Origin of the sequence: Klebsiella sp. KTE92, from assembly GCF_000398905.1 — a bacterium.
Taxonomy (GTDB): Bacteria; Pseudomonadota; Gammaproteobacteria; order Enterobacterales; family Enterobacteriaceae; genus Klebsiella; species Klebsiella variicola.
Genome location: NZ_KB976100.1, coordinates 4,221,746 through 4,246,642 on the forward strand (window position 1 = coordinate 4,221,746; position 24,897 = coordinate 4,246,642).

Consider the following 24,897-nt stretch of genomic DNA (forward strand, 5'->3'; position numbering starts at 1 on the left):
TATGCCAAATGCACACCCTGACCTGTGGCAGCGCTACCAGGCCACCAAAGCGGGCAGTACCGCGAAATATGCCCGCGATATTGCCGCGGAAATGGGGATCAGCGAAGCCGAGCTGACCGCCGCCCGCCTCGGCCATGATGCCGTGCGCCTGAGCGATGACGCCCGAGCGCTGATTGCCGATCTGGAGCGCGTCGGCGAAACCAAATGCATCTGCCGCAACGAGTATGCCGTGCATGAGCAAGTGGGCCAGTTCACGCACCAGCACCTCAGCGGCCACGCCGGACTGGTACTGAACCCGCGCGCGCTCGACCTGCGCCTGTTCCTCAGCCAGTGGGCCAGCGCCTTCCATCTGAACGATAATGGCCGTCAGAGCATCCAGTTTTTCGACCACCACGGCGACGCCCTGCTGAAAGTCTATGCGACCGCGCAGACCGACATGGCGGCCTGGGACACCCTGATCGCGGAACATCGGGTAGCGGCGCCCGCACCGCTGGCCCTGCGCCCGCTGGAGCCGGTGAAATATGCCGACACCGCTAACGGTGCCGCCCTGGAGAACGACTGGCGCGCGATGACCGACGTTCACCAGTTCTTCGGTCTGCTGCGTAAATATCAGCTTTCCCGCCAGCAGGCTTTCCGCCTGGTGAGCGACGATCTCGCCTGCCGCGTGGATCGCCATGCGCTGCCGTCGCTGCTGGAGACAGTGCGCCAGGAGGGCAATGAAATTATGATTTTCGTCGGCAATCGCGGCTGCGTGCAGATCTTCACCGGCGCCCTGGAAAAGCTGGCCCCCATGCGCGGCTGGCTGAATATCTTCAATACCACCTTTACCCTGCATCTGCGCGAAGAGAGCATCGATGAAGTGTGGGTGACCCGTAAACCAACCTCAGATGGACACGTCACCAGCGTCGAACTGTTCGCCAAAGACGGCACCCAGATTGCCCAGCTCTATGGCCAGCGCAGCGAAGGCCACCCCGAGCAGGCACAATGGCGCCAGCAGGTAGATCGTCTGACCCGTGAAGGACTGCCCGCATGATGCGCTGGTTACTGCTCTTCATCGCTTTCCCGCTGCTGAGCCACGCTGCCGTTGAGCGACTCGTCACCCTCGGCGGAGATGTCACTGAGATCGTCTATGCCCTTGACGCGGAACAGAGCCTGGTGGCGCGGGACAGCACCAGCAGCTGGCCCCCGGCGGCGCAAAAGCTGCCGGACGTCGGCTACCTGCGACAGCTGAACGCCGAGGGGATCCTCGCGTTACGCCCGCAGCTGGTATTAGCGAGCGCCCAGGCGCAGCCCTCGCTGGTCTTACACAAAGTACAGGCGAGCGGGGTGAAGGTGGTTAACGTGCCGGGCGGCGAAAGTCTGTCCGCGATCGATAACAAAGTGGCTGTCATTGCCGAAGCGTTAGGCAAAACGGCGGCAGGTGACGCGCTGCGCCAGCAGCTTCAGCAACAGATCGCCGCCATTCCCACGCAGCCGGTTGCTAAGCGGGTGCTGTTTATTCTCAGCCACGGCGGAATGAATACCCTGGTGGCCGGACAGCACACCGCGGCCGATGGCGCCATTCGCGCCGCCGGGCTGCAGAACGCGATGCAGGGCTTCGACCACTATCGCGCCATGTCGCAGGAAGGGGTCGCCGCCAGCCAGGCGGATCTGGTGGTGATCTCCGCCGATGGTCTCAAAGGGATGGGCGGCGAAGCCGGGCTGTGGAAACTGCCCGGTCTGGCACAGACCCCGGCGGGGCGTCATAAACAGCTGCTGACGATCGACGATATGGCCCTGCTGGGCTTCGGGCCGCGCACACCGCAGGCGATAATCGCGCTGCGAAACAAAGCGGAGCAGTTGCCCTGATGCGCCCTGCCCTCGCCCGCCGTTTGCTGTTGATGACGCTGCTGCTGGTCTCCCTGACGCTGTTTGCCACCACCCTCGGTGCCATGCGCTTGCCGCTGGTCAACCTGCTGCCTTCCGGGGATGAGATGCTGCGCCACATCTGGCTGACCATCCGTCTGCCGCGGGTGCTGCTGGCCCTGCTGGTGGGCGCGGCGCTGGCCCTCTCCGGCTGCGTGATGCAGGGGCTGTTTCGCAACCCGCTTGCCGACCCGGGCCTGCTGGGCATCAGCAGCGGCGCCGCGCTGGCGGTGGCCAGCTGGCTGGTGCTTCCGTTCTCCGCTACGGGGCTGATCGCCCTGTACATGCCGATGCTGGCGGCGTTTATTGGCAGCCTGGCAGTGATGGTGGTGATTTTCATCCTCAGCCGGGCGGAGGAGGGTTCGCTGTCGCGCCTGCTGCTGGTGGGGATCGCCATCAACGCGCTGTGCGGCGCGCTGGTCGGCGTCCTGTCCTGGCTGAGCAATGACGCCCAGCTGCGCCAGCTGTCGCTGTGGGGCATGGGCAGTCTGGGGCAGGCCGAATGGCCGACGCTGCTGGTGGCCGCGACCTTGATTATCCCGGCGGCGCTGGCGGTGTGGTGGATGGCGTCCCGCCTCAATCTGCTGCAGCTTGGCGATGAAGAGGCACACTATCTCGGGGTCAACGTGCAGGCGCTACAGCGCTGGCTGCTGCTGTGCAGCGCGGTGCTGGTGGCCGCCGCGGTGGCCATCAGCGGAGTCATCGGCTTTATCGGCCTGGTGGTGCCGCACCTGATGCGCCTGTGGCTGGGACCGGACCATCGCGGACTGATCCCCGGCTCGCTGCTGGCCGGCGCGATCCTGCTTCTGCTGGCCGACACCCTGGCCCGCACCGTGGCGGCGCCGGCGGAGATACCGGTCGGTCTGCTCACCAGCCTGCTGGGCGCCCCCTGGTTTCTGTGGCTGGTCTTTCGTCGGGAGAACTCCAGACATGGTTAATGAATATTGCGCCCAGGGGCTGTCACTTCACCTTGGTAAACGACAGATTATCGACAACGTCTCCGTCGCGCTGCGCGGCGGCGAGATGACGGCGCTTATCGGGCCGAACGGCGCCGGGAAATCCACTCTGCTGCGGCTGTTGACCGGCTATCTGACTCCGGACAGCGGCACCCGCCGCCTTGCAGGCAAGCCGCTGGAGGCCTGGTCCCCCGAGGCGCTGTCGCGCCGGCGGGCGGTCATGCTGCAGCGAACGGCCCTGCAGGCCGACTGGACGGTGGAAACGGTCATTGCCATGGGACGCGCACCGTGGGGCGCGACGGCAGATCCAGCGGTGCTGGCGGCGGTGATGGCCGTCACCGGCTGCGATGGCCTTGCCGGTCGCCGCTATCCCGGCCTCTCCGGCGGCGAGCAGCAGCGGGTACAGCTGGCCCGCTGTCTGGCGCAGCTGTGGCGCGACGGCGCGCCGCAGGGCTGGCTGTTTCTTGATGAGCCCACCTCGGCGCTGGATCTTTACTATCAGCAGCATCTGCTGCGCTTGCTCAAACGGCTCACCGCCGGCGGGCAACTGCATGTCTGCGTGGTGCTGCATGACCTTAACCTCGCCGCCCTGTGGGCCGACCGCATTCTGCTGCTCCACCAGGGCCATCTGGTCGCCCAGGGCACGCCGCAGGAGGTGATCCAGCAGCCGGTTATCCATCGCTGGTACGGGGCGGATGTCCGCCTCGTCCAGCACCCGGACAACGCGGTCCCCCAGGTTTATCTGGCGCCGTAACTCCCGCGCGGCGCAACTGGAATCCGGATCGCGCCGCGCGCTTTCGGTATTACACCGCATAAGTTAATGGGCGTTATACTTTCATATCTCTCAGCGCTCCCTTTTGAGGGTCCCCATGAACCGATACACGGTAGCTGGCAGCGAAGGCCAATTTGAGAAAAATTCAGATGAACGGGTTTTGGCTAATAAACTCGGGATCGCTGACGCAAATGAGATTGATAGCGTAGAACTGGTGCTTCTGGAACAACTTTATCGCTCAGTTTTTGAGGAGCACTTTCCAACTGGATTACTCAGCGTCGACATCCTGAAAAAGTGGCACTATCGCTGGTTAGGCAATATCTATGCATGGGCAGGCCAGGAAAGAACGGTCAATATCAGCAAAGGCGATTTTATGTTCGCCCCTTCAGCGCAGTTGGCGAAACTGCTAAACGATTTTGATAAGAAATACCTTGCACATTATACGCCTTGTTCAGGCATGAATGAATTGCAGCTCATAGAAGCTATCGCAGTCACCCATGTTGAATTGATCCTCATCCATCCATTCAGAGAGGGTAACGGGCGTTTATCACGATTATTAGCCGATGTGATGGCTGTGCAGGCTGGCTATAAACCGCTGGATTATCAAAGCTGGGAACAAAACAAAACCCAGTATATATCGGCTATCCATGCGGGTTTGACTCTGGACTATCGACCGATGAAACACTGGGTCAGTAAGGCCTTAAGAAGAGATTAGGCAAGACGAAGATGCGCATATTTTTTGCGTGCCGCTTCAAGACTCACTTCAACTCTGGCTGATGGTTGCCCTGTCTCGACCGCGGTTGATGTCGCAACAGAACGCGCGATGTCAGCGCGGGAAGGTCTGGCGTATGCGGCCTGAACTTTTTTGTTGTAACTCATGGCATCTCCCGTTTCATTCACCTGATGGTTTCAGTATATCAAGGATCGTCGCTAACTGCTGCCATTACGTATACCAGGGGAATATCGGATATGTCTTTTTCTGACCGGTAACCACACATCCCGATGCTGGCTTGTTATGTCTCAACCCCCTCTGCAACTGGAATCCGGATCGCGCCGCGCGCTTTCGTCGGTTTCCCTCACCTGCCCATCTCCGTTATCATGTCTCATCCATGTGATAACGACGACAACTACAAAATCGCAGCCATTTCAAATCAGGGATCTGGATAACACCCCATGAGCACAATTGACAATCTCGACGCCCACACGCCGATGATGCAGCAGTATCTCAAGCTGAAGGCGCAACATCCTGACATTCTACTGTTTTACCGGATGGGGGATTTTTACGAGCTATTTTATGACGATGCGAAACGCGCGTCGCAGCTGCTCGATATCTCGCTGACCAAGCGCGGCGCCTCCGCGGGCGAACCCATCCCGATGGCCGGCATCCCCCACCACGCCGTGGAGAACTACCTCGCCAAACTGGTCAATCAGGGCGAGTCGGTGGCCATTTGCGAGCAGATTGGCGATCCGGCCACCACCAAGGGACCGGTCGAGCGTAAAGTGGTGCGTATCGTTACGCCGGGCACCATCAGCGATGAAGCGCTGCTGCAGGAGCGCCAGGACAACCTGCTGGCCGCCATCTGGCAGGACAGCAAGGGCTTTGGCTACGCGACGCTGGATATCAGCTCCGGGCGCTTTCGCCTGAGTGAACCGGCCGACCGCGAAACCATGGCGGCAGAGCTGCAGCGTACTAATCCGGCGGAACTGCTGTATGCGGAAGATTTTGCCGAATCGTCGCTGATCGAGGGCCGCCGCGGTCTGCGCCGTCGCCCGCTGTGGGAATTTGAAATCGACACCGCGCGCCAGCAGCTTAACCTGCAGTTCGGCACCCGCGATCTGGTCGGCTTCGGCGTGGAAAACGCCCCACGCGGCCTGTGCGCCGCCGGCTGCCTGCTGCAGTATGTCAAAGACACTCAGCGCACCTCGCTGCCGCACATCCGTTCCATCACCATGGAACGCCAGCAGGACAGCATCATTATGGATGCCGCCACCCGCCGTAACCTCGAGATCACCCAGAATCTGGCCGGCGGCACCGACAACACCCTGGCCTCGGTACTCGACTGTACGGTGACGCCGATGGGCAGCCGGATGCTCAAGCGCTGGCTGCATATGCCGGTCCGCGATACCGCCGTGCTGGTGGAGCGCCAGCAGACCATCGGCGCGCTGCAGGAGCGCTATACCGAGCTGCAGCCGGTGCTGCGCCAGGTCGGCGATCTGGAACGTATTCTGGCGCGCCTGGCGCTGCGTACCGCCCGTCCACGCGATTTAGCCCGCATGCGTCATGCCCTGCAGCAGTTGCCGCTGCTGCGTGAGCTGCTGGCCGACGTTGACCGTCAGCCGGTGCAAAAATTGCGCGAGAAAATGGGCGAGTTCACCGAACTGCGCGAACTGCTGGAGCGCGCGGTGATTGACGCGCCGCCGGTGCTGGTCCGCGACGGCGGAGTCATCGCTCCGGGCTATAGCGAAGAGCTGGACGAGTGGCGTGCGCTGGCCGATGGCGCCACCGATTATCTCGATAAGCTGGAGATCCGCGAGCGCGAGCGGCTGGGCCTCGATACCCTGAAAGTCGGCTACAACGCCGTCCACGGCTACTACATCCAGATTAGCCGCGGCCAGAGCCACCTCGCGCCGATCCACTACGTGCGCCGCCAGACGCTGAAGAACGCCGAACGCTACATTATTCCTGAGCTGAAGGAATACGAAGATAAAGTGCTGACCTCCAAGGGCAAAGCGCTGGCACTGGAAAAACAGCTTTATGACGAACTGTTCGACCTGCTGCTGCCGCATCTCGCCGACCTGCAAACCAGCGCCAGCGCGCTGGCCGAGCTGGACGTGCTGGTCAACCTGGCGGAACGTGCGGAAACCCTGAACTATTGCTGCCCGACCTTTAGCGATAAGCCGGGCATTCGCATCAGCGAAGGCCGCCATCCGGTGGTCGAGCAGGTGCTGAAAGAGCCGTTTATCGCCAACCCGCTGCAGCTGGCGCCGCAGCGGCGGATGCTGATCATCACCGGGCCGAACATGGGCGGTAAAAGTACCTATATGCGCCAGACCGCGCTGATTGCGCTGCTGGCCTATATCGGCAGCTACGTCCCGGCGCAGAAGGTGGAGATCGGGCCCATCGATCGCATCTTTACCCGCGTCGGCGCGGCGGATGACCTGGCCAGCGGCCGCTCGACCTTTATGGTGGAGATGACTGAAACCGCCAATATTCTGCACAACGCCACCGAGCATAGCCTGGTGCTGATGGATGAGATTGGCCGCGGCACGTCCACCTACGACGGGCTATCGCTGGCGTGGGCCTGTGCGGAAAATCTGGCCAACAAAATCAAGGCGCTGACGCTGTTCGCCACCCACTACTTCGAGCTCACTCAGCTGCCGGAGAAAATGGAAGGCGTCGCCAACGTCCACCTCGACGCGCTGGAGCACGGCGATACCATCGCCTTTATGCACAGCGTGCAGGATGGCGCGGCCAGCAAGAGCTATGGCCTGGCGGTCGCCGCGCTGGCCGGGGTGCCGAAAGAGGTGATCAAGCGCGCGCGGCAGAAACTGCGCGAGCTGGAGAGCATCTCGCCCAACGCGGCGGCGACCCAGGTCGACGGCACGCAGATGTCGCTGCTCGCCGCCCCGGAAGAGACCTCGCCTGCGGTTGAGGCACTGGAGAATCTTGATCCCGACTCCCTGACCCCGCGTCAGGCGCTGGAGTGGATCTACCGTCTGAAAAGCCTGGTTTAGCCACCCATTAAGGTGAAAAACGGCAGCGCCGCTCAGCGCTGCCGTTTTAACAAACTAAAAATGGGTGCTAGAGGATGCGTCCTGACAACCCATACGCGGGGTTGCCCCCGCGCGGATGCTACTTCTTCGATTCGTAAGCGAGAACAGCTTTAAACTCAATATTACGCTCTTTAATACTCAGCTCGCATAGTGAGCTGTGCACCAACAGCGTAAATCCCAGTACTGTAATACAGAGTACGATGATTGCCACAAGGGCATATTTTGTCAGCATATCTTGCCTCCCTGCAAAGAAGAGACTAACATCTGAATTGTCGATGTTCATTCGCTAGCCTCAGTTGATAGAAATATCTCCTGGGGCTTTCGTCTGTCTGGGGTCCTGGTAATGCTCAAGGCCAGACAGCCTCAAGCACCCGCCGCTATTCTATACTCGTCAGGGCGTGAAATTTATCTGCAAGGAATTAATCAGACGGATTTTATAATAATCTGGAAGCAGGCTCGCAAAGTCATCCCAGTATATTAACCCCTCACGTAATTTTTTAATTTAATGAAAAAATAGCTTCCATAATTGTACTAAATATAAAAAAGGCCCGACTTAGCGGGCCCTTTTTATTAACGCTTATCTTCCGGCAATAGCGGCGGTACGTGTGGCACCTGCGGTGCCTCATCAATATCTTTCTGCGTCATGCGGAACGCTTCCGGATAGTGTTCGCGACTGGTGCGGCGCAGCGGCTCGGTATCTCGCCAGGTGTAAAGACAGTGCTGGCACTGATACACGGTCCAGACCCCTTTCACCGGCGAGGTTGCCATCACTTCAATCTTTTCATCGGCGCAACGTGGACAAATCATCTTTTTCTCCTTATTTACGGTTGGCCAGCATAGCGGTCAGTTTTTCAGCCCAGGCTTTAGTTTCCGGCAGATCCTGCACCGGCTGGCTGTAGTGGCCGCGAAGGTCCGGCGCAACCGGGGTGGTGGCGTCGATAATCAGTTTGTCGGTGATGCCTGCCGGGCTGGAGCCTGGGTCAAGTTCAAGGACCGACATGTTCGGCAACTGCACCAGGTCTCCCGCCGGGTTAACCTTCGAGGAGAGCGCCCACATCACCTGTGGCAGGTTGAACGGGTCGACGTCTTCATCAACCATGATCACCATCTTCACATAGCCGAGGCCGTGCGGAGTGGTCATCGCCCGCAGGCCCACCGCGCGGGCAAAACCGCCGTAGCGTTTTTTGGTGGAGATGATCGCCAGCAGACCATGGGTGTACATGGCGTTGACCGCCTGCACTTCCGGGAACTCTGCCTTCAACTGCTGATACAGCGGCACGCAGGTCGCCGGCCCCATCAGATAGTCAATTTCGGTCCACGGCATACCGAGATAGAGCGATTCAAAAATCGGTTTGCTGCGATACGAGACTTTGTCGATACGCACTACCGTCATGTTACGACCGCCGGAGTAGTGACCGGTAAACTCACCGAACGGCCCCTCGATCTCACGCTTACGCCCTTCAATGACCCCTTCGAGGATCACTTCCGAGCCCCAGGGCACATCAAAGCCGGTCAGCGGCGCGGTGGCGATGGGATACGGGCTCTCGCGCAGCGCGCCAGCCATTTCATATTCTGACTGATCGTATTTCAGCGGCGTGGCGCCCATCAGGGTAATAATCGGGTCGTTACCGAGGGTGATAGCAATCGGCAGATCTTCCCCACGCTCTTCCGCTTTGTGCAGATGCAGCGCAATATCGTGCATCGGCACCGGCTGCAGACCGAGTTTGCGCTTGCCTTTCACTTCCATGCGGTAGATACCGACGTTTTGCTTACCGAAATTGTCAGGATCAAGCGGATCGCGCGAAACGACACAGGCTTTATCGAGGTAGAAACCGCCGTCACCATCGTTGAGGCGGAACAGTGGCAGAATATCGAACAGGTTGATATCGTCGCCATCCACGGTGTTTTCCGCCCACGCCGGGTTGGCGCGGCGCTCTGGCGTCACCGGGAAGTTATCCCAGCGGCGAATGAATTCATCAATCTGCTTTTTCACCGGCGTGTTGGGCGGCAGGCCCAGCGAGATGGCATGGTTCTGCCACGAGCCGATGGTGTTCATCGTCACGCGGGCGTCGGTAAAGCCGCGAATATTATCGAACCACAGCGCCGGGGCGCCGTCGCCGATGCGTCCGGTGGCATTGGCGGCCGCCGCCAGATCGGGCTCAGCGTTCACCTCTTCACTGATTTTCAGCAGTTGTCCCTGGTCATCCAGCGCCTGCAAAAAGCTGCGCAAATCATCAAAAGCCATTATTCGATCTCCTGTGCAAATTGTTCTGCCGTGCGCAAGCCGTTCCAGCGGCGCGCTTTGTGATAGTCGAGGCCAAACTGATCCAGCACCCGGGTGACGATATGATTGGTGATATCGTCAACCGTCTCCGGGTGGTTGTAGTAAGCCGGCATCGGCGGCACCATCGCCACGCCCATGCGCGACAGCGCCAGCATGTTCTCCAGATGGATCGTGCTGAGCGGCATTTCCCGCGGGACCAGCACCAGCTTGCGCCCCTCTTTGAGCACCACGTCCGCCGCGCGGCCCACCAGCCCTTCGGCATAACCCGCGCGAATGCCTGCCAGCGTTTTCATACTGCAGGGAATAACGATCATGCCGTCGGTACGAAATGAACCGGAAGAGATGGTGGCGGCCTGGTCTGCCGGGCTGTGGGAAAAGTCCGCCAGCGCGGCCACTTCGCGCGCTGTCCAGGGCGTTTCCAGCTCGATGGTGGTTTTGGCCCATTTCGACATCACCAGGTGGGTTTCCACCTCCGGCATATCACGTAGCGCCTGCAGCAATGCCACCCCAAGCGGAGCCCCGGTGGCCCCCGTCATCCCAATAATCAGTTTCATTCCAGACCTCATTCACTTTGTTCGTACACGAACTTTATATTTAAATTACCCTCTCCGGACGGGGATGACAAGATCGTTCGTATACGTGCGCATTTTTAATCAAAAACGCAGAAAGGGTATAAAATGGCGTACGAACGGCTATCATAGAGGTGACAGTTTTGTTACGGAGTATTCATGGAGTTACGAAACGAAGCATTCCACCTGCTGCGCCAGCTTTTTCAACAACATACCGCCCGCTGGCAGCAGGCGTTACCGGACCTGACTAAACCTCAGTATGCGGTGATGCGCTCGGTAGCGGAGCAGCCGGGTATTGAGCAGGTCGTGCTGATTGAAGCGGCGGTCAGTACCAAGGCCACGCTGGCGGAGATGCTCAGCCGGATGGAGGCGCGCGGCCTGGTGCGCCGGGAACACGATCCCGCCGATAAACGCCGCCGTTTTGTCTATCTGACCGAACAAGGCGAGGCGTTGCTTAACCGTTCGATTCCGCAGGGCAATGAGATCGATGACGAGTTTCTCGGCCGCCTGAGCGATGGCGAACGTGAACAGTTCACCCGGCTGGTGCGCAAAATGATGGCGCCCTGAACGGGCGCTTAACCGACCTTCTCGCGCAGGAAGTCAATAAACGCCCGCACCCGGGTCGGCATATGCTGCGCATCGGGATAAAGGGCATACACGCCCTGCTGTGGGAAATGGTATTCCGACAGGAGCGGCACCAGCTCCCGCTGCGCCACTTTTTCGGCTACCAGCCATGCCGGCAGCAAGGCGATGCCGCACCCGGCCAGGGCAAAGCTCATCAGCGCCGTAGCGCTGTCGGCTGAAAAGCGCGGCGCGCTGGCGATGGCGAAATCCACCTCTGTCTGTTGATCCGTGCGCAGCTGCCAGCGCAGCGGCGCCGACAGACGCTCATGAATAATCCAGTCAGCTTGCGCCAGATCGGACAGCGTCTGCACCGGATGGCTTGCCAGCCAGGCCGGAGAGGCGACGGGCAGGATCGCGAAACTGGCTATCCGCGTCGCCCGATAGCGGGAATCGGCCAGCGTACCGAGGCGTATCGCCACATCAAATCGTTCTGAAATGAGGTCCGCATGATGGGAGGACGAAACGTGGCGCACCCGCAGCGCCGGGTGACGACGGGCAAACGCGGCCAGCGCCGGAATGATAACCTGCGCGCCATACTCCGGCGTGGTGGTGATCCGCAGCTCGCCACTTAAGCCGGTATGGCTGGCCCGCACCTCATCCTGCAGATTTTCCGCCGCTTTCAGCAGCGCCACCCCGCGCTGATAGAACAGCGCCCCGGCGTCAGTGAGCCGCAGACGACGCGTAGAGCGCAGCAGCAGGGTCACCCCCAGCTCATTTTCCAGTTGCCGCACGTTAAAGCTGACCACCGCCTTGGTCTGCCCCAGCGCCGCAGCGGCCAGGGTGAAGCTGCCGGCATCCACCACGGCGATAAACATGGTCACACGCTGAAGATTAAGCATCGTCGTCCGGATGATTGTCAAAAATATTCAGACAGTATATCCCGACTAGCCCCGTTTATCCCCCATGGCACCGGGTTTACAGTAACCGCCTGTCTGAGGGAGTGAACCATGACCTATCGCCACCGCGTTGCCACCGTTTTTCTGTTCGGCTTTTTTCTCGATTTAATCAATATGTTTATCGCCAGCATCGCCTTCCCGGCCATCAGCCGCGCGCTGGCGGTTTCCGTCTCTCAGCTGGCGTGGGTCAGCAATGCCTATATTCTCGGTCTGACGGTCGTCGTACCGTTCAGTGCCTGGCTTAGTCAGCGCTGGGGGGCGAAACGACTGTTTTTACTCTCGCTGGGGCTGTTCAGCCTCGGCGCGCTGGCGGCAGGGCTTGCCAGCAGTCTCGGCGAGCTGATTTTCTGGCGGACGCTGCAGGGGATGGGCGGCGGGATGTTAATCCCCCTTGGCCAGGCATTGACGTGGCCGCTGTTTCAGCCGCATGAGCGGGCGAAACTCTCGGCGGCGGTGATGCTGGTCGGCCTGCTGGCGCCAGCCTGCTCGCCGGCGATCGGCGGCCTGTTAGTCGAGGCCTTCAGCTGGCGCTGGGTCTTTTTCGCCAGCCTGCCTGTGGCTCTGCTAACCTTTGTGCTGGCGGTGCGATGGCTGAACGACAGCCCCGGCCCGGTTCGCCCAACTCGCTTTCTTCCGCTGTCGTTGCTGGCCGATCCCCTGCTGCGCTTCGCGATGCTGATCTACCTCTGCGTACCGGGGATGTTCATTGGCGTCAACGTGGTCGGGATGTTCTACCTGCAACGCGTCACCGGGATGGCGCCGGGGGCCATCGGTGCCCTGATGGTGCCCTGGTCGCTGGCCTCGTTTGCCGCCATCACTTTTACCGGCAGGTATTTCAACCGCTTCGGGCCCCGGCCGCTGATCGTCATCGGCTGCCTGCTTCAGGCGGCGGGGATCCTGCTGCTGCTGAAGATCGATGCGCACAGCCCGCTGGCGCTGTTGATTCTGGCCTTTACGCTGATGGGCGGCGGAGGCAGCTTATGCAGCAGTACTGCGCAAAGCAGCGCCTTCCTGCATATGCCTGCCGAAGAGATGCCTGACGCCAGCGCGCTGTGGAATCTGAACCGCCAGCTCAGCTTCTTTGCCGGCAGCGCGCTGCTCGCCCTGCTGCTGAGGGTGTTCCCGCCGGTCTACGCCTGGCAGGGGGTGTTTATTAGCGCCGCCGCCATCACCCTGTTGCCGCTGCTGTTTTGCCTGCGGCTGAACAATCGGGCGATTATCCATCGCCTGCACACCACTCTGGAGAAGTCATGAACCCTTATCTGCAGGAAGTCCTCGACGCCCATGTCCTTATTGAACGCTGGTTAAGCCAGGGGGAAGGAAGCGCTGAGGCGCTGATGACACGTTTTGCCGCCGAATTCATCATGATCCCTCCGGGCGGCGAGAAGATGGACTACCCGGCGGTGAGCCGTTTTTTCCACCATGCGGGGGCAACCCGTCCGGGATTACACATCGTGGTGGATCAGGCGAAAATCATTAGCGAGTGGCACGACGGCGCCGCAGTGCTATACCGTGAAAGCCAAACGCTGACGGATGGCAGTGAGAACGTACGCTGGTCGACGGCGATTTTTCAGCAAGCGGAAGGAAAAATGATCTGGCGTCATCTGCAGGAAACCCGACTCGGCTAGCGCAAAGAAAAAGGCCCCGACTGTCGAGGGGGCCTTTTTGAGAGAAAAGATCTTATTCGCGGAAGAGCGCTTCGATATTCAGCCCCTGCCCCTGCAGAATTTCCCGCAGGCGACGCAGACCTTCCACCTGGATCTGCCGCACACGCTCGCGGGTGAGGCCAATTTCACGGCCCACATCTTCCAGCGTGGCTGCTTCATAACCCAGCAGACCGAAACGACGCGCCAGAACTTCACGCTGCTTGGCGTTCAGTTCGAACAGCCATTTGACGATGCTTTGCTTCATATCATCGTCCTGCGTGGTGTCTTCCGGGCCGTTCTCTTTCTCATCGGCCAGAATATCCAGCAGCGCTTTTTCTGAATCGCCACCCAGCGGAGTATCCACGGAGGTGATGCGCTCGTTCAGACGCAGCATACGGCTGACGTCATCGACCGGTTTGTCCAGCTGTTCGGCTATCTCTTCCGCACTTGGCTCGTGGTCCAGCTTATGGGACAACTCGCGCGCGGTACGCAGATAGACGTTCAGCTCTTTAACAATGTGGATCGGCAAACGGATCGTACGGGTTTGGTTCATGATCGCCCGTTCAATGGTCTGGCGGATCCACCAGGTCGCATAGGTCGAAAAACGGAACCCACGTTCCGGGTCAAACTTCTCAACGGCGCGGATCAGGCCGAGGTTACCTTCTTCAATCAGATCCAGCAGCGCTAGACCACGATTGCTGTAACGACGGGCAATCTTCACCACCAGACGCAGGTTGCTTTCAATCATGCGACGGCGTGAAGCGACATCACCACGCAGTGCGCGACGCGCGAAATAGACTTCCTCTTCCGCGGTCAGCAGTGGGGAATAACCAATCTCTCCAAGATAAAGCTGAGTGGCGTCAAGTACGCGTTGTGTTGCGCCTTGCGACAGTAGCTCTTCCTCAGCCAGATCGCTATCACTGGGTTCCTCTTCTACTAAGGCCTTCTCGTCGAAAACCTCAATTCCGTTCTCATCAAATTCCGCGTCTTCATTTAAATCATGAACTTTCAGCGTATTCTGACTCATAAAGGTGGCTCCTACCCGTGATCCCTGAGCAAAGCACCTTCCACGGCACATCAACAAACGACGCCTGGACGATTTCCCCTGCCCTCTCTGTGAGAGAGGACGTAGACACCGCCCTGGCGCCTGTTAGCTGATGCTTCGCTTATCCGTACTTTGCCAAATTATCGCTGCGGTAAGTACTGCAGCGGGTTGACGGATTTCCCCTTGTAACGAATTTCAAAATGTAATCTTGTTGAGCTGGTTCCGGTGCTACCCATGGTAGCGATTTTCTGCCCCGCTTTGACTTCCTGTTGCTCCCGAACCAGCATGGTATCGTTATGAGCGTAGGCACTCAGGTAATCATCGTTGTGTTTGATGATAATAAGATTACCGTAGCCGCGCAGTGCGTTACCGGCATAGACGACACGCCCATCGGCGGTCGCGACAATAGCCTGTCCCTTACTGCCTGCAATGTCGATACCTTTATTGCCGCCTTCCGCGCCGCTAAAGTTCTCGATAACCTTGCCATCAGTCGGCCAGCGCCATGATGAGATCGGCGAACTGGTTGACGTACTGCTTGCAGTCGGCTGGGTTGTGCTCACCGTTGTTGGTGCCGTCACCGGCGCGACAACCGTTGTGGTCGTGGACGCTGGTTTATTATTAGGCAACATCTTGGTAGCACTCTGTTCACCTGAAGATTCAGAATACGTAATAGTCGGTTGTGAAGCAACCACCGCGGTCGATTTTTGTGCAGAAGTTGTGGTGGCTGTCGCACCGCCGCTCGCCCTTGCGCTGGCCTGAGAAACGGCGTTTTCACCGGTGATCGGCTGGCCTGAGGCGTTGCCGACCTGCAGCACCTGACCCACGTTCAGCGCGTACGGGGCCGGGACATTGTTGCGTTGCGCCAGGTCACGGAAATCGTTGCCGGTGACCCACGCGATATAGAACAGCGTGTCGCCGCGTTTGACCGTATAGGTACTGCCGCCGGTGTAGCTACCTTTCGGAATATCGCCATATTTGCGGTTGTAAACGATCTTACCGTTCACCGTCTGCACCGGCTCCTGCGCCATCGGCGTCGGCTGCGGCTGAATGGTCTGGGTCTGTACCGGCTGGATCGGCTGCGCCTGAGGAGCAGACTTGACGCCGGAGGATGGCGGCGTAATCAGCATGCCGGAGTTGGTGCTGGAAGAGGCGGCACCGCCGGCAGAGCTAACCGGCGCTGGCGGATTATTGGTGTTGGTACACCCGGCCAGCCAGAGTGAAACCAGTGAAAGAGCCGCAATACGGCTGACGGTAAATTTGGTGCTTCCCGCGCTCATTTATCCCCCAGGAATATGTTAACTGCCAATATCTTGCTTACCGGGCGGCGCCCGGCCAGGACACTGAAAAATGCGTCCACCCTACGCCTAAAGTCAGGCAAAAAAAACCTGGAATAATCCGGGTCTCAGGCCAGCTCCCCCTTCACCAGGGGAACAAAGCGAACGGCCTCGACGGTATCAATGATAAATTCGTTGCCCCGGCGACGGATCCGTTTGAGAAACTGATGCTCTTCGCCAACCGGCAGCACCAGCACGCCTTCGTCATCCAGCTGCGCCAGCAGCGCGGTTGGAATCTCCGGCGGCGCCGCCGTCACAATAATGGCATCAAATGGCGCCCGTGCCTGCCAACCTTGCCACCCATCGCCATGACGGGTTGAAACATTATGTAAATCAAGTTGTTTCAGGCGACGACGCGCCTGCCACTGTAAACTCTTAATCCGCTCCACCGAGCAAACGTGATGCACCAGGTGCGCCAGGATGGCCGTCTGGTAGCCGGAACCAGTGCCGATCTCCAGCACGCGCGACTCCGGCGTCAGCGTCAGCAACTCGGTCATCCGCGCCACCATGTAAGGCTGGGAGATGGTCTGCCCCTGGCCAATCGGCAGCGCGGTGTTTTCCCACGCTTTATGTTCAAAGGCTTCATCAACAAATTTTTCGCGCGGAACCCGCGCGATCGCCTCGAGGACACGCTCATCGACGATGCCCTGCGTGCGCAGTTGATTCAACAAACTTTCAACACGTTTACTTACCATTGCCCGTCAACCCCGACACGTTCCAGCCAATCGCTGACTACCTCATGCGCCTGATGGGCGGTTAAATCGACGTGCAATGGCGTCACGGAAACATAGCCTTCATCCACTGCCGCAAAATCGGTGCCCGGCCCGGCATCGCGCTTATCGCCCGGCGGGCCAATCCAGTACAGGGTGTTGCCGCGCGGATCTTTTTGCGGGATCACCTGGTCGGCCGGATGGCGGTTGCCGCAGCGGGTCACGCGAATGCCCTGGATTTGATCAAGCGGGAGATCCGGCACGTTGATGTTAAGGATCCGCCCGGTACGCAGCGGCTCGCGGCTTAAGGCGCGCAGAATGGTGCAGGTTACCGCCGCGGCGGTATCGTAATGCTGATAGCCGTTCAGCGACACGGCCAGCGCGGGGAACCCCAGATGGCGACCTTCCATCGCTGCGGCCACGGTGCCGGAATAGATGACGTCATCGCCCAGGTTGGGACCCGCGTTAATGCCGGAAACGACGATGTCCGGACGCGGGCGCATCAGCGCGTTCACGCCGAGATAGACACAGTCGGTCGGGGTGCCCATCTGGACGGCGATGTCGCCATTTTCAAAGGTAAACGTACGCAGGGATGATTCCAGCGTCAGCGAATTCGAGGCTCCGCTGCGGTTACGATCGGGTGCAACAACCTGGACCTCGGCAAACTCCCTTAAGGCCTTTGCCAGGGTCTGTATCCCCGGCGCATGGATCCCGTCATCGTTACTCAGCAATATTCGCATAGTCACCCGTTGTATTGATAAGCTCCCTGACCACGCTGGTGGCGAAGCTGCCCGCCGGCAGCCAGAAACGCAGTTCAACGGTTACGTCATCCCACCAGTTCCAGCTAAGCTGCTGCGGATAGAGGAGCATCGCCCGGCGCGCCGCCTCAACTTTCTCCCGCACCAACAGCGCCTGCAGCGACGTTTCTTCGGCGATGGCGGCCTGCTCGGCGGCCAGAGCGTCGCGCTGGCTTCCCCAGTCGCCGCTGCCCGGCAGCGCAGCCGTGTTCATCAGTTCGCGGTTGTGCACCCGTGCCTGCGAAACCTCGAGTTCTTCCGGTGTGACGACAAACCAGCTCCCACGCCCCGCTAATTGTAGCGCATCGCCATCAACAACCTGATTAAATTCCGTTTTTTTTAATCTAATACTGACTTGCTGATTAAACAACGCACTGCGGGCCGCCGACAACCAAAAACTGCGCTTATTGCGATCGCGCACCGGCGCGTCGCTTTCCGCCCAGCGCAACGCGCCCTGCAGATTACTGCCGCCAATGCCAAAGCGCTGCGCGCCGAAATAGTTCGGTACGCCCCGTTCAGCGATGGCCTGCAGACGCGTCTCCACGTCCTGGCGATGGCTAATCTCGCGCAGGATCACGGTAAACTGGTTGCCTTTCAGCGCGCCTAAACGCAGCTTACGCTTATGGCGGGCATATTCCAGTACCTGGCAGCCCTCGAGCTGAAATTTGCTCAGGTCCGGCATCTCTTTGCCGGGCACCCGCGCGCACAGCCACTGCTCGGTGACGGCGTGCTTATCCTTTTGCCCGGCGAAGCTCACTTCACGGGCATGGATCTTGAGGAATTTCGCCAGCGCGTCGGCGACAAAGCGCGTATTGCAGCCGTTTTTCAGGATCCGCACCAGCACATGTTCGCCTTCGCCGTCCGGCGCAAAGCCCAGATCCTCCACTACCAGAAAATCTTCCGGATTGGCTTTCAGCAGCCCGCTGCTCTGCGGCTTGCCGTGCAGCCAGGTCAGTTGGTCAAAGGCGATCATTTTTCGGCCTTACGCAGCAGCGCGACCGCTTCGCAGGCGATCCCTTCCCCGCGGCCGGTGAAGCCCAGCTTCTCGGTGGTGGTCGCTTTCACGTTGACGTCGTCCATATGGCAGCCGAGATCTTCCGCGATAAAGACGCGCATCTGCGGAATATGCGGCAGCATCTTCGGCGCCTGGGCGATAATGGTGACGTCGACGTTGCCGAGCGTATAGCCTTTGGCCTGAATACGACGCCACGCTTCGCGCAGCAGTTCGCGGCTATCGGCGCCTTTAAACGCCGGATCGGTATCGGGGAACAGTTTGCCGATATCGCCGAGCGCCGCGGCGCCCAGCAGCGCGTCGGTCAGCGCATGCAGCGCGACGTCGCCGTCGGAGTGGGCCAGCAGCCCTTTTTCATAAGGAATGCGTACCCCGCCAATAATGATTGGGCCTTCACCGCCAAAAGCGTGTACGTCAAAACCATGTCCAATTCGCATTAAGCTTTCTCCTGGTGTCGGGAACGGGTGAGGTAAAATTCAGCCAGCGCCAGGTCTTCCGGGCGCGTCACTTTAATATTATCCGCGCGACCGGCGACCAGTTGCGGATGGAAGCCGCAGTACTCCAGCGCCGAGGCTTCATCAGTGATGGTCGCCCCCTCGTTCAGCGCCCGGGTGAGGCAATCCACCAGCAGCTCGCGAGGGAAAAATTGCGGGGTGAGCGCATGCCACAGGTCATTACGATCGACGGTATGGGCGATAGCGGTTTTGCCCGGCTCGGCGCGCTTCATGGTGTCGCGCACCGGCGCCGCGAGGATCCCCCCGACACGGCTGGTTTCGCTGAGCGCCAGCAGACGGCTGAGGTCGTCCTGATGCAGGCAGGGGCGCGCGGCGTCATGCACCAGCACCCACTGCGCCTCCGGCAACGCCTTCAGGCCCGCGAGCACGGAATCGGCGCGCTCGGCGCCGCCATCCACGACGGTAATTTGCGGGTGCTGCGCCAGCGGTAGCTGGCTGAAGCGCCGATCGCCGGGGCTGACGGCAATCACCACGCGCTGGACGCACGCATTCGCCAGCAGTGCGGCGACGGCATGTTCGAGAATCGTTTTGTTACCGATTGAGAGATATTGTTTCGGGCATTCCGTTTGCATGCGGCGGCCAAAACCGGCTGCCGGCACCACGGCGCAAACGCCCGGAAAAGTGGCTGCCATGTCGTAATCCTGGGCCTGGTTATCGATTGTTCTGCTGTTGCCCCGATGCCTGGTTGCGTTTAGACGCATCCGGTACCAGACGATAGAAGGTTTCGCCCGGGCGGGTCATACTGAGTTCATTGCGCGCGCGCTCCTCGATCGCTTCCTGCCCGCCGTTGAGGTCGTCAATTTCGGCAAATAGCTGATCGTTGCGTGCTTTTAATTTGGCGTTAGTCGCCTGCTGGGCGGTGACGTCGTCATTAACCCGCGTGTAGTCGTGCAGGCCGTTTTTACCGAACCACAGTGAATACTGTAGCCAGACCAGCAAAGCTAATAATAGCAGCGTTAGTTTACCCATCCTGCCCCCTGAAAAACGGCATCATCATCCCAAAACTCGCCCGGGTACGCTACCGGGGCGCGCGGACGATGCCGCGTAACGCGGGGACTGTACCATATTTTTGCTGCCGATACCCATGCTTGATTCATCCCGGAAACGGGTTATCCCAACAGCCAGAGGAAGAGTAGCGCAAACATCAGCCCGACGGTCAGGATAGTCGCGCTGGCGCTATAGAGCAGTTTGCCATTGAGCAGAGAGTGCAGCGCAATACCGACCACTACCGCCACCGGCATCAACGCAAGGAAGAACGGCCAGGTGTAAAGGAGGAAGAAGAGCGTATTACTGCCATAGAGAAGGAAGGGAATACCCAGCGCCAGCAGCCATGAAATAAAGCCCACGGCAGCGCCCGACAGAGACCAGGTGGTCTCGTCGCCGATCGCCGGAGGCGGTTCTGAACGAATAATACTGAGGTTCTGGGTATTGCGCATATCGAATCCTGTAGACCGGGCAACCGGCACCCCTCGATGCCGCTGCCGTTTCAGGATCTGATAATATCGCTCTGTTGCAGCAGGTCTAATAGTTGGTGCACCAAATTTGTTACCAATTGTTCACCATCCAGATGAATTTCCGCCTTTTCCGGTGCCTCATAGACCGAGTCTATGCCGGTGAAATTGCGTAATTCCCCTGCCCGCGCCTTCTTGTATAATCCTTTCGGATCCCGCGCCTCGCAGATGGCCAGCGGGGTATCGACGAACACTTCGATAAAGCGTCCCTCCCCCACGCGCTCGCGCACCATCTGCCGTTCCGCGCGGTGTGGTGATATAAATGCCGTCAATACCACCAGCCCGGCATCGACCATTAGCCTGGCCACTTCGCCGACGCGGCGAATGTTCTCTTTGCGATCCTCATCACTGAATCCCAGATCGCTGCACAGACCATGGCGCACGTTGTCGCCGTCCAGCAGATAGGTGCTGACGCCACGCTCATGCAGCGCCTCTTCCAGCGCCCCGGCGACGGTGGATTTACCCGACCCCGAAAGGCCGGTAAACCACAGCACCACGCCGCGATGGCCGTGATGCTGTTCCCGCTGCTGCTGAGTCACAGGATGGGCATGCCAGACGACGTTTTCGTCATGCTGGGCCATTATTGGCCTCCCAGCAGGTCGCGGGCGTCCCAGTGTGGGAAGTGTTTACGGATCAGCTGGTTCAGCTCCAGCTCGAAGGCGCTGTACTGCGATGCCGAGGTCGACGCCTGCAGGTGCGGCTCGTTGACCATCCCGGCGCCCACGGTGACGTTGGTCAGGCGATCGATAAAGATAAGCCCGCCGGTCACCGGGTTTTGCTGATACGGATCCAGCACTAAAGGTTCGTCAAAGGTCAGCTCCACCAGCCCAATGCCGTTCAGCGGGAGAGACTCGACTTCACGCTGGGTCAGGTTGTTAATATCGACCTGGTAGCGGATAGCGTCGACGCGAGCGCGGGTCTTCTTGCCGGCGATTTTGATGTCGTAGCTCTGGCCCGGGGTCAGCGGCTGCTCGGCCATCCACACCACGTCGATGCTGGCGCTTTGCACCGCCGGCAGCGAGGCTTGCGCGTCAACCAGCAGGTCGCCGCGGCTGATGTCGATTTCATCTTTCAGCACAAGGGTAATGGCTTCGCCGGCGGCGGCTTCCTGCAGGTCGCCGTCGAAGGTGACGATACGCGCCACGCTCGATTCGACGCCCGACGGCAGCACCTTCAGACGCTGGCCAACGGTAACCGTGCCAGAGGCGACCGTGCCGGAGAAGCCGCGGAAATCGAGGTTCGGACGGTTAACATACTGCACCGGGAAGCGCAGCGGCTGGCTCTCGACCACCCGCTGGATCTCCACGGTTTCGAGGACTTCCAGCAGGGTCGGGCCGCTGTACCACGGTATATTCGCGCTCTGGCTGGCGACGTTATCGCCTTCCAGCGCCGACAGCGGTACAAAGCGGATATCGAGGTTGCCCGGCAGCTGCTCGGCGAAAGTCAGATAATCTTCCCGGATCTCGTTGAAGCGCGCTTCGCTAAACTCGACGAGATCCATTTTGTTGACCGCTACCACCAGGTGCTTAATGCCCAGCAGCGTAGAGATAAAGCTGTGACGGCGGGTCTGGTCGAGCACGCCTTTGCGCGCATCGATCAGCAGGATCGCCAGGTCGCAGGTTGACGCGCCGGTGGCCATATTGCGCGTGTACTGCTCGTGCCCCGGGGTGTCGGCGATGATAAATTTGCGTTTTTCGGTCGAGAAGTAGCGGTAAGCGACATCGATGGTGATGCCCTGCTCACGCTCAGCCTGCAGGCCGTCCACCAGCAGCGCCAGGTCCAGTTTTTCGCCCTGGGTACCGTGACGCTTGCTGTCGTTGTGCAGAGACGACAGCTGGTCTTCATAGATCTGGCGCGTATCATGCAGCAGACGGCCAATTAAGGTGCTTTTGCCGTCATCTACGCTGCCGCAGGTCAGAAAACGCAGCAGGCTCTTGTGCTGTTGCGCGTGCAGGTAAGCTTCTACGCCGCCTTCATTAGCAATTTGTTGGGCAATTGTGGTGTTCATGGCGGCTCCTTAGAAATACCCCTGACGTTTCTTCAGCTCCATCGAGCCGGCCTGGTCGCGGTCAATCACGCGGCCCTGACGTTCACTGGTGGTCGATACCAGCATCTCTTCAATAATTTCCGGCAGCGTCTGCGCTTCAGACTCCACTGCGCCGGTCAGCGGCCAGCAGCCAAGGGTACGGAAACGCACCATCCGTTTTTCAATCACTTCGCCCGGCTGCAGATCGATACGGTCGTCATCGATCATCATCAGCATACCGTCGCGCTCCAACACCGGGCGCTCAGCGGCCAGATACAGCGGCACGATTTCAATATTTTCCAGATAGATGTACTGCCAGATATCCAGCTCAGTCCAGTTGGAGAGCGGGAAGACGCGGATGCTTTCGCCTTTGTTAATCTGGCCGTTGTAGTTGTGCCACAGCTCCGGACGCTGATTTTTCGGGTCCCAGCGGTGGAAGCGGTCGCGGAAGGAGTAGATGCGCTCTTTCGCGCGGGATTTCTCTTCGTCGCGACGCGCGCCGCCGAACGCGGCGTCAAAGCCGTATTTGTTCAGCGCCTGCTTCAGGCCTTCCGTTTTCATGATATCGGTATGCTTAGCGCTGCCGTGGACAAACGGGTTGATGCCCATCGCCACCCCTTCCGGGTTTTTATGCACCAGCAGCTCACAGCCGTAGGCTTTAGCAGTACGGTCGCGGAACTCATACATCTCACGGAATTTCCAGCCGGTATCGACGTGCAGCAGCGGGAACGGCAGGGTTCCCGGATAAAACGCTTTGCGCGCCAGATGCAGCATTACGCTGGAATCTTTCCCGATGGAGTACATCATCACCGGGTTAGAAAATTCGGCGGCCACCTCACGAATAATATGGATGCTTTCCGCCTCCAGTTGCCGCAGGTGAGTGAGTCGTTTTTGGTCCATAACCGTTCCTTAAGCCAGATTGACCACCGAAGCGTTAAACCCTTCGGCGGATGATGTATGTTGAAACCAGGCGAGCTGCTGATGCAGCTGCACCACTTCGCCGACCACCAGCAGGGCGGGCATCGGGGCGTCTTTCGCCAGGTGTTCGAGTTGTTGCAATGTGCCGGTTATCGTCTGCTGATCGTCGCGGGTACCGCGGGAAATCACCGCGACCGGCGTAGCGCTGTCGCGACCGTGGGCGATCAGCTGGGCGCTGATTTCCGCCGCCTTCATGGTGCCCATGTAGATCGCCAGCGTTTGTTGGCTCTTCGCCAGCAGCGACCAGTCGAAGGGGGCGCTGTCCGGCTTGTAGTGGCCGGTGACAAAGACGGCGCTTTGCGCATAGTCGCGATGGGTCAGCGGAATACCGGCGTAGGCCGTCGCCCCGGCAGCAGCAGTGACGCCAGGCACCACCTGGAACGGGATCCCCGCTTCGGCGGCAGCCTGCAGCTCTTCTGCGCCGCGGCCAAAAATAAACGGATCCCCGCCCTTCAGACGCACGACGGTTTTCCCCGCCTTCGCCGCCGCCACCAGCAGCTGATTGGTTTCATGCTGCGGCACCGAGTGCTCGCCGGCGCGTTTGCCGACACAGATCAGCTCGGCATCACGGCGCACCAGCTCGAGAACCGGCGGGGTCACCAGATGGTCGTGGAAAACCACGTCCGCCTGCTGGATCGCCTGCAGACCACGAAGGGTCAGCAGCCCGGCATCGCCCGGCCCGGCGCCCACCAGAATAATTTCTCCCGTCTCGCGTTCGGGCTTATCCAGCTCATCCTGCAGCGCCTTTTCCGCCTCCGCATGATTGCCCGCCACCATCAGGCTGGCAAAGCGGCCGGTAAAGACGCGTTCCCAGAAGCGGCGACGCGCTTCGGTGGTCGTCAGACGGGTTTTCAGATGGTTGCGCCAGTAGCTCGCCGATTCCGCCAGCCGCCCGAGGTTCGTCGGCAGCAGCGCTTCAATTTTCTCGCGCAGAATACGCGACAGCACCGGCGCTTTGCCGCTGGAGGAGATCGCCACCAGCAGCGGCGAACGGTCGACGATAGAAGGGAAGACAAACGAGCACAGCGCCTGGTTATCCACCACGTTGACCAGCCGGTAGCGCGCGTTAGCCGCCGCAAACACCCGCTGATTAAGCGCCTCATCCTCCGTGGCCGCAATCACCAGAAAGACATCATCCACCAGCGACTCGCTAAATTCCGTCGCCCGCCAGCTAAGCGCCTGGCGCGCCGCCAGATCGGCCAGCGCCGGAGAGAGCGTCCCGGCGACCACCTGCACCTGCGCCTGAGCGCGCAGCAGGAATTTAATCTTGCGTTCAGCAATCTCATCGCCGCCGATCACCAGCACGGGCCTTTGTTTCAGTTCGGCAAAAAGGGGCAAGTAATCCACGGCGCAACAACTCTCTTACAATCAGCGATACTGCGACTATAGGGTGCGCCTGAGAGCAAATGAAATTACGAAATGGAATGAGTTGTGACGCAAAGGAATAACGCTGTGGAAATACAAATATCAAAAAGTGCTTAACGCGCTATTTTTCCGCTATTTAAGAGCAATTGAAATTGTTTAACCGCGGTCACAGTTTCAT

28 protein-coding genes are annotated in these 24,897 nt (G+C 59.7%); 9 read left to right on the forward strand and 19 right to left on the reverse strand.

Annotated features, from left to right (window positions below; genetic code table 11):
- The first annotated feature begins 1 nt into the window (after nucleotide 1).
- The 5 genes from A1WC_RS05765 to A1WC_RS05745 all read left to right on the forward strand — a co-directional run bounded on the left by A1WC_RS05765 (nucleotide 2) and on the right by A1WC_RS05745 (nucleotide 4,348).
- Nucleotides 2–1,033 (forward strand): hemin-degrading factor, encoded by a 1,032-nt coding sequence (locus A1WC_RS05765; RefSeq protein ID WP_016161713.1) that lies wholly within the window; start codon nucleotides 2–4, stop codon nucleotides 1,031–1,033.
- The gene (locus tag A1WC_RS05760; protein ID WP_012540746.1) at nucleotides 1,030–1,848 is read left to right on the forward strand and encodes a heme/hemin ABC transporter substrate-binding protein; all 819 of its coding nucleotides are present in this window, start codon (nucleotides 1,030–1,032) and stop codon (nucleotides 1,846–1,848) included. The genes A1WC_RS05765 and A1WC_RS05760 overlap by 4 nt, the downstream gene beginning before the upstream one ends.
- On the forward strand, nucleotides 1,848–2,843 hold the full coding sequence (locus tag A1WC_RS05755; protein WP_012540745.1) for a FecCD family ABC transporter permease: 996 nt from the start codon (nucleotides 1,848–1,850) through the stop codon (nucleotides 2,841–2,843). Before A1WC_RS05760 ends, A1WC_RS05755 begins: the two co-directional genes overlap by 1 nt.
- Nucleotides 2,836–3,615, forward strand: a complete 780-nt coding sequence (locus tag A1WC_RS05750) for a heme ABC transporter ATP-binding protein (protein WP_016161714.1) — start codon at nucleotides 2,836–2,838, stop codon at nucleotides 3,613–3,615. Before A1WC_RS05755 ends, A1WC_RS05750 begins: the two co-directional genes overlap by 8 nt.
- 115 nt (nucleotides 3,616–3,730) lie before the next feature.
- Nucleotides 3,731–4,348 carry a Fic/DOC family protein gene (locus A1WC_RS05745; RefSeq protein WP_016161715.1) on the forward strand — a complete coding sequence of 206 codons (618 nt, stop codon included), beginning with the start codon at nucleotides 3,731–3,733 and terminating at the stop codon, nucleotides 4,346–4,348.
- Here A1WC_RS05745 and A1WC_RS28045 read toward each other — a convergent pair.
- Nucleotides 4,345–4,512 carry a hypothetical protein gene (locus A1WC_RS28045; protein ID WP_165451328.1) on the reverse strand — a complete coding sequence of 56 codons (168 nt, stop codon included), beginning with the start codon at nucleotides 4,510–4,512 and terminating at the stop codon, nucleotides 4,345–4,347. The genes A1WC_RS05745 and A1WC_RS28045 overlap by 4 nt on opposite strands.
- 294 nt (nucleotides 4,513–4,806) lie before the next feature.
- Here A1WC_RS28045 and mutS point away from each other — a divergent pair, with 294 nt between their 5' ends.
- Nucleotides 4,807–7,368, forward strand: coding sequence for a DNA mismatch repair protein MutS (mutS, locus tag A1WC_RS05740; protein ID WP_012967342.1), 2,562 nt, complete (start codon nucleotides 4,807–4,809; stop codon nucleotides 7,366–7,368).
- A 118-nt stretch (nucleotides 7,369–7,486) separates the two neighbouring features.
- Here the strand turns inward: mutS and A1WC_RS05735 are convergent, their stop codons facing one another.
- The 4 genes from A1WC_RS05735 to A1WC_RS05720 form a co-directional block, all read right to left on the reverse strand.
- A complete protein-coding gene (locus A1WC_RS05735) occupies nucleotides 7,487–7,639 on the reverse strand; it encodes a Hok/Gef family protein (RefSeq protein ID WP_002915097.1) in 153 nt (50 codons plus the stop codon).
- A gap of 338 nt (nucleotides 7,640–7,977) precedes the next feature.
- Nucleotides 7,978–8,214, reverse strand: a complete 237-nt coding sequence (locus tag A1WC_RS05730; RefSeq protein ID WP_002915098.1) for a non-oxidative hydroxyarylic acid decarboxylases subunit D — start codon at nucleotides 8,212–8,214, stop codon at nucleotides 7,978–7,980.
- Nucleotides 8,215–8,224: 10 nt separating this feature from the next.
- On the reverse strand, nucleotides 8,225–9,652 hold the full coding sequence (locus A1WC_RS05725; RefSeq protein ID WP_004205612.1) for a non-oxidative hydroxyarylic acid decarboxylases subunit C: 1,428 nt from the start codon (nucleotides 9,650–9,652) through the stop codon (nucleotides 8,225–8,227).
- A complete protein-coding gene (locus tag A1WC_RS05720) occupies nucleotides 9,652–10,245 on the reverse strand; it encodes a non-oxidative hydroxyarylic acid decarboxylases subunit B (RefSeq protein WP_002915099.1) in 594 nt (197 codons plus the stop codon). The genes A1WC_RS05725 and A1WC_RS05720 overlap by 1 nt, the downstream gene beginning before the upstream one ends.
- A gap of 174 nt (nucleotides 10,246–10,419) precedes the next feature.
- Here A1WC_RS05720 and A1WC_RS05715 point away from each other — a divergent pair, with 174 nt between their 5' ends.
- Entirely contained in the window at nucleotides 10,420–10,827 is a 408-nt protein-coding gene (locus A1WC_RS05715) for a MarR family winged helix-turn-helix transcriptional regulator (protein WP_008806213.1), read from the forward strand.
- Nucleotides 10,828–10,835: 8 nt separating this feature from the next.
- Here A1WC_RS05715 and A1WC_RS05710 read toward each other — a convergent pair whose 3' ends face one another.
- Nucleotides 10,836–11,723 (reverse strand): LysR family transcriptional regulator, encoded by an 888-nt coding sequence (locus A1WC_RS05710; protein ID WP_016161716.1) that lies wholly within the window; start codon nucleotides 11,721–11,723, stop codon nucleotides 10,836–10,838.
- 108 nt (nucleotides 11,724–11,831) lie between these two features.
- Between A1WC_RS05710 and A1WC_RS05705 the strand changes: the two genes are divergently transcribed.
- Nucleotides 11,832–13,034, forward strand: a complete 1,203-nt coding sequence (locus tag A1WC_RS05705; protein ID WP_016161717.1) for an MFS transporter — start codon at nucleotides 11,832–11,834, stop codon at nucleotides 13,032–13,034.
- Entirely contained in the window at nucleotides 13,031–13,408 is a 378-nt protein-coding gene (locus tag A1WC_RS05700; RefSeq protein WP_016161718.1) for a DUF4440 domain-containing protein, read from the forward strand. The genes A1WC_RS05705 and A1WC_RS05700 overlap by 4 nt, the downstream gene beginning before the upstream one ends.
- Nucleotides 13,409–13,460: 52 nt before the next feature.
- Here A1WC_RS05700 and rpoS read toward each other — a convergent pair whose 3' ends face one another.
- The 13 genes from rpoS to cysG form a co-directional block, all read right to left on the reverse strand.
- A complete protein-coding gene (gene rpoS / locus A1WC_RS05695) occupies nucleotides 13,461–14,453 on the reverse strand; it encodes an RNA polymerase sigma factor RpoS (protein WP_002915106.1) in 993 nt (330 codons plus the stop codon).
- 158 nt (nucleotides 14,454–14,611) lie between these two features.
- The gene (gene nlpD / locus A1WC_RS05690; RefSeq protein WP_016161719.1) at nucleotides 14,612–15,748 is read right to left on the reverse strand and encodes a murein hydrolase activator NlpD; all 1,137 of its coding nucleotides are present in this window, start codon (nucleotides 15,746–15,748) and stop codon (nucleotides 14,612–14,614) included.
- Between the two features lie 125 nt (nucleotides 15,749–15,873).
- The gene (locus tag A1WC_RS05685; RefSeq protein ID WP_008806219.1) at nucleotides 15,874–16,500 is read right to left on the reverse strand and encodes a protein-L-isoaspartate(D-aspartate) O-methyltransferase; all 627 of its coding nucleotides are present in this window, start codon (nucleotides 16,498–16,500) and stop codon (nucleotides 15,874–15,876) included.
- Nucleotides 16,494–17,255 carry a 5'/3'-nucleotidase SurE gene (gene surE, locus A1WC_RS05680; RefSeq protein ID WP_016161720.1) on the reverse strand — a complete coding sequence of 254 codons (762 nt, stop codon included), beginning with the start codon at nucleotides 17,253–17,255 and terminating at the stop codon, nucleotides 16,494–16,496. Before surE ends, A1WC_RS05685 begins: the two co-directional genes overlap by 7 nt.
- On the reverse strand, nucleotides 17,236–18,285 hold the full coding sequence (truD, locus tag A1WC_RS05675; RefSeq protein ID WP_016161721.1) for a tRNA pseudouridine(13) synthase TruD: 1,050 nt from the start codon (nucleotides 18,283–18,285) through the stop codon (nucleotides 17,236–17,238). The genes surE and truD overlap by 20 nt, the downstream gene beginning before the upstream one ends.
- Complete coding sequence (gene ispF, locus A1WC_RS05670; protein WP_008806222.1) at nucleotides 18,282–18,761, reverse strand: 2-C-methyl-D-erythritol 2,4-cyclodiphosphate synthase; 480 nt, start codon at nucleotides 18,759–18,761, stop codon at nucleotides 18,282–18,284. Before ispF ends, truD begins: the two co-directional genes overlap by 4 nt.
- Nucleotides 18,761–19,471: a 2-C-methyl-D-erythritol 4-phosphate cytidylyltransferase gene (gene ispD, locus A1WC_RS05665; protein ID WP_008806223.1), complete on the reverse strand. Its 711-nt coding sequence runs from the start codon at nucleotides 19,469–19,471 to the stop codon at nucleotides 18,761–18,763. The genes ispF and ispD overlap by 1 nt, the downstream gene beginning before the upstream one ends.
- Nucleotides 19,472–19,490: 19 nt before the next feature.
- A complete protein-coding gene (gene ftsB, locus A1WC_RS05660) occupies nucleotides 19,491–19,808 on the reverse strand; it encodes a cell division protein FtsB (protein WP_002915156.1) in 318 nt (105 codons plus the stop codon).
- 140 nt (nucleotides 19,809–19,948) lie between these two features.
- On the reverse strand, nucleotides 19,949–20,275 hold the full coding sequence (locus tag A1WC_RS05655) for a DUF3561 family protein (RefSeq protein ID WP_008806224.1): 327 nt from the start codon (nucleotides 20,273–20,275) through the stop codon (nucleotides 19,949–19,951).
- A 50-nt stretch (nucleotides 20,276–20,325) separates the two neighbouring features.
- On the reverse strand, nucleotides 20,326–20,931 hold the full coding sequence (cysC, locus tag A1WC_RS05650; RefSeq protein ID WP_016161722.1) for an adenylyl-sulfate kinase: 606 nt from the start codon (nucleotides 20,929–20,931) through the stop codon (nucleotides 20,326–20,328).
- On the reverse strand, nucleotides 20,931–22,358 hold the full coding sequence (cysN, locus tag A1WC_RS05645) for a sulfate adenylyltransferase subunit CysN (protein ID WP_012967340.1): 1,428 nt from the start codon (nucleotides 22,356–22,358) through the stop codon (nucleotides 20,931–20,933). The genes cysC and cysN overlap by 1 nt, the downstream gene beginning before the upstream one ends.
- A 9-nt stretch (nucleotides 22,359–22,367) precedes the next feature.
- On the reverse strand, nucleotides 22,368–23,276 hold the full coding sequence (cysD, locus tag A1WC_RS05640; RefSeq protein WP_002915160.1) for a sulfate adenylyltransferase subunit CysD: 909 nt from the start codon (nucleotides 23,274–23,276) through the stop codon (nucleotides 22,368–22,370).
- A gap of 9 nt (nucleotides 23,277–23,285) precedes the next feature.
- A complete protein-coding gene (cysG, locus tag A1WC_RS05635; RefSeq protein ID WP_162494494.1) occupies nucleotides 23,286–24,692 on the reverse strand; it encodes a siroheme synthase CysG in 1,407 nt (468 codons plus the stop codon).
- Nucleotides 24,693–24,897: the final 205 nt, after the last annotated feature.